This is a genomic window from Bacteroidota bacterium (assembly GCA_018831055.1).
GTDB lineage: Bacteria > Bacteroidota > Bacteroidia > Bacteroidales > B18-G4 > M55B132.
On sequence record JAHJRE010000096.1, the window covers coordinates 1 to 4,180 of the forward strand.

The following is a 4,180-nucleotide window of genomic DNA, read 5'->3' on the forward strand; positions in this document are numbered from 1 at the left end:
ATCCCGATCCGGCGTTGTTGGCCATCTATAATAAGGATTTGACGGAAGAACCGAAAAATTATCTTGCTTTAAAACAGGATGCCGGCCACAAAACAGTTTATGTGCTGAACAATGGTGAAATACTTCAAAAATCTGTTCAAACAGGAGCCTACGACGGAGTAAACTACGAAGTGACCTCCGGGCTCAGTATTGACGAACAGGTTGTAGTTGCAATGGTGGAGGCTTCAAGTCAGGTAGAAAGCGAAAGTAAAGCAGTATCCAGCCCTTTTATGCCCAAGAGACCAGGTAGTAGTACTTCTAAAACGAAATAACTATGAACAGTATCATAAAAATCGATAGTCTTAAAAGAGAATTCCTTGTCGGCAACGAAACCGTGAGGGCACTAAGGGGTATTTCATTCGGCATGGAACCCGGGGAGTTTGTTACCATAATGGGTGCAAGCGGATCAGGTAAATCCACCCTGCTGAACATACTCGGATGCCTGGATACTCCATCCGATGGGGAATACCTGCTTGACGGCGTACCCGTGAAAAAGATGACCAAGAATGAAAGAGCCCGCCTGCGTAATGAAAAGATCGGTTTTGTTTTTCAATCGTACAATTTGCTTCCCAGGACAACGGCCCTGGAGAATGTGGAATTGCCCTTGCTTTACAATCCAAAGGTGAGTGCGAAGGAAAGACGCCGGAGGGCTCAGGAAACACTGAAAGCTGTCGGGCTCGCCGACAGGATGGATCACACTCCATCCCAGCTTTCCGGTGGTCAGCAGCAACGCGTTGCCATTGCCAGAGCCCTGGTGAACGATCCGGTCATCATCCTGGCCGATGAAGCAACAGGAAATCTGGATTCCAGGACTTCCTACGAGATCATGGCTTTATTCCAGGAACTGAACCGGCAGGGAAAAACAATCGCTTTCGTCACACATGAACCCGATATTGCTGCATTCAGCAATAGAAGCGTTATTCTTCGCGATGGAAGGATATTGAAAGACAACCGGAATGCAAACATTAAATCTGCCCGGGAGGCCCTGGCCGCTCTCCCGGAAAATAACAATGAAGATTTTTAAATTTAAAATTCCTAACAATGAATATCATCAATCTTTTTAAAATTTCAGGAAAGGCACTGTTCAGTAACAAGTTCAGGACGTTCCTGACTATGCTGGGGATCATCATCGGCGTGGCTTCTGTTATTGCCATGCTGGCCATAGGCCAGGGATCCAAAGAAAGCATACAGGAGGAGATTTCAGGCATGGGCTCCAATATGCTGTTTGTCAGGCCCGGTACAGAGAGCTTTCAGGGAGCAAGGCTTTCTTCTTCCGAAACGGAAACCTTGACTATGGATGATTATGAAGCATTACGCGATCAGGCAGTTTATTTAAGCATGGTTTCTCCTATGGTTTCCGGCGGAGGACAGGTGGTTTATGGTTCAAATAACTGGCCGGCAAGTATCCGCGGGGTAAGCATAGAATATGTGGAAATCAGCAAATACGAGGTTGAAGAGGGAGCCATGTTCACCGAACGGGATATCAAAACCGCCGCCAAAGTATGTGTTATCGGGCAAACCGTGGTGGAAAACCTTTTTACCAAAGGGGAAGATCCGGTTGGGAAAACGGTGAGATTTAACAGCATCCCTTTTAAAGTTATTGGGGTGCTTGCTGAAAAGGGAGAAAATACTATGGGAATGGATCAGGATGACATCATCGTTGCACCCTATACAACCGTTCAGAAAAGGATAATGGCCATCACCCACCTGAACAGCATATACGCTTCTGCCGTCAGCGAAGACCTTGCCGATGAAGCCAAAACAGAAATGGAAACCATCCTGAGAGAACAACATGGGGTAGGTGAGGGGGATGAAGATGACTTTCACGTCAGATCGCAACAGGAACTTATCGACGTTTTTGGGTCTATTACCGACATCCTCACCATACTGCTCGGGGTTATTGCAGGAATATCCCTGTTGGTTGGAGGTATCGGGATCATGAACATCATGCTTGTATCTGTCACCGAAAGGACGAGGGAGATCGGTTTGCGTATGTCGGTCGGTGGTCGTGACAGAGACATCCTGCTGCAATTCCTGTTTGAGTCTGTGATGATAAGTTTTACCGGAGGACTGGCCGGTGTTCTCATTGGACTCGGACTATCTTTTGTGATCGAAAATTTCCTGGGATGGCCCGTGCTGGTAACTACATATTCCATCCTTCTTTCTTTCGCAGTATGTACGGTCATCGGGGTATTCTTTGGCTGGTATCCTGCCAGGAAAGCAGCTTCCCTCGATCCGATAGAGGCGTTGAGATATGAATAATTAACGCTAACTTTGAATAATGAAAAAAATGAAGAGTACCGGTATTCAGGATAAGCAAAGGAAAAACATTTCTGTTGCCATTCATGTTGCGATCTGGTTGCTAATCTTTACCCTGCCGGTGTTGTTCAGCACAGATGAACGCAGCCGGACTCTGACCAATTATCTCCATTTTGCTATTCCCATGCTCTTTAATGTGCTGGCATTTTATCTTAATTTTTTCCTGCTGATTGAAGCCTTTTTATTCAGGAAAAAGGTGCTGAGCTTCATCATAATTAACCTGTTGCTCTTTGCAGGAATAGCCGGGATTTCATATTTCATCCAGGAGGAACTGATGATGCCTATGATACTGAAAACCGGGGAAGGAATGCATGCTCCGCCGAAAGAGCTTTTCTGGTTCAGAAACGCAGCTTCAATGGTGCTGATCACTGGTCTGAGCGTGGCCATAAGGATGACGGGACAATGGTACAAAGCGGAAAAAATCCGCCATGAGTTGGAAAAGGCCAGGATGGAGTCGGAGTTAAGTAATTTGAAAAACCAGCTCAGCCCCCATTTTTTCTTTAATACCCTCAATAACATCTATAGTCTGATCGCTATTCGCCCTGATGATGCTCAAAAAGCCATTCACCAGCTCAGTAAGCTTATCAGGTATGTGCTTTACGAAAGTGACCACGATCTGGTACCCTTGTCATCAGAACTTAGTTTTACCAGGAATTACATCCAGTTAATGTCGTTGCGTTATCCGGATAATATCAGGATAGATACAAAAATTGAAGATGCACCGGAAGATATACAAATTGCACCTTTGCTTTTCATATCCCTGATCGAGAATGCTTTCAAACACGGTATCAGCCCCCTGAACGAATCCTGTATACGAATTAAAATTCAAACCGGACAACAGGGAGAGGTGGAATGTGTTGTTGAAAACAGCAATCATCCCAAAAACAATAAGGATCAGAGCGGTTCAGGGATAGGACTGGAGAACCTGAGAAAGAGGCTGGAATTGATCTATCCCGGGAAATACAGCTTTAACCAGGAAAACCTTGGCGAAAAATTTGTCTCACAATTGATTATCAGGCCATGAAGATACGTTGTGTGATCGTGGATGATGAACCCCTGGCCCTCGACCTGCTGGAGTCTTATGTCAGGAAAACCCCTTTCCTGGAACTCAAAGGACGTTGCAATAATGCCTTTGAAGCATTGAACCTGCTGGAACAGGAAGATATCGACCTTCTTTTCCTCGATATACAAATGCCGGAACTGAGCGGATTACAGCTATCCAGAGCCATCAGGAAGGAGCAAAAGGTAATATTTACCACTGCCTTTGAACAGTATGCCCTGGAAGGATTTAAGGTGGATGCGCTGGATTATCTGCTCAAACCATTCAGCTATGAGGAGTTCCTGAACGCGGCCGTCAGGGCTAAAGAATGGTTTGGACTGGTTACCGGGAAAAAGAACGTGCAGGAAGAAACCCGGAGCATTTTCGTTAAATCCGATTATAAACTGGTTCGTATTGAACTGGAGGATATACTCTATATCGAAGGATTGAAAGACTACGCAAAAATATGGTTGCAGGACAAAGAAAAGCCGGTAATGACGATTAAAAGCATGAAGGCCATGGAAGAATTGCTTCCACAGAATGAATTCATGCGGGTCCACCGTTCTTTTATTGTAAACCTCTCAAAGATAAAAACCATCGAAAGGAACCGCATCGTTTTTGGCAAAGAATATATTCCCGTGTCAGATAACTATAAGGAAAAATTTCAGGAGTTTCTGAAGAAGCATTTCTTTGAATAAAAATCAGGGTAATCAGAGCAAGTTGCTGGGTGCAGGGTGCAGGGTGCAGGGTGCAGGGTACAGGGTGCAGGTTGCAGGTTGCAGG

5 protein-coding genes are annotated in these 4,180 nt (G+C 45.3%); all 5 read left to right on the plus strand.

Annotated features, from left to right (window positions below; genetic code table 11):
• Positions 1–311: hypothetical protein (locus KKA81_05970; protein MBU2650462.1), on the plus strand; the 311-nt coding region annotated here is incomplete at its 5' end.
• An 11-nt stretch (positions 312–322) separates the two neighbouring features.
• Entirely contained in the window at positions 323–1,063 is a 741-nt protein-coding gene (locus KKA81_05975) for an ABC transporter ATP-binding protein (protein ID MBU2650463.1), read from the plus strand.
• 17 nt (positions 1,064–1,080) lie between these two features.
• Positions 1,081–2,301: an ABC transporter permease gene (locus tag KKA81_05980; protein MBU2650464.1), complete on the plus strand. Its 1,221-nt coding sequence runs from the start codon at positions 1,081–1,083 to the stop codon at positions 2,299–2,301.
• A gap of 28 nt (positions 2,302–2,329) precedes the next feature.
• Positions 2,330–3,382, plus strand: a complete 1,053-nt coding sequence (locus tag KKA81_05985; protein MBU2650465.1) for a histidine kinase — start codon at positions 2,330–2,332, stop codon at positions 3,380–3,382.
• Positions 3,379–4,095: a LytTR family DNA-binding domain-containing protein gene (locus KKA81_05990; GenBank protein ID MBU2650466.1), complete on the plus strand. Its 717-nt coding sequence runs from the start codon at positions 3,379–3,381 to the stop codon at positions 4,093–4,095. The genes KKA81_05985 and KKA81_05990 overlap by 4 nt, the downstream gene beginning before the upstream one ends.
• The last annotated feature ends 85 nt before the right edge of the window (positions 4,096–4,180 follow it).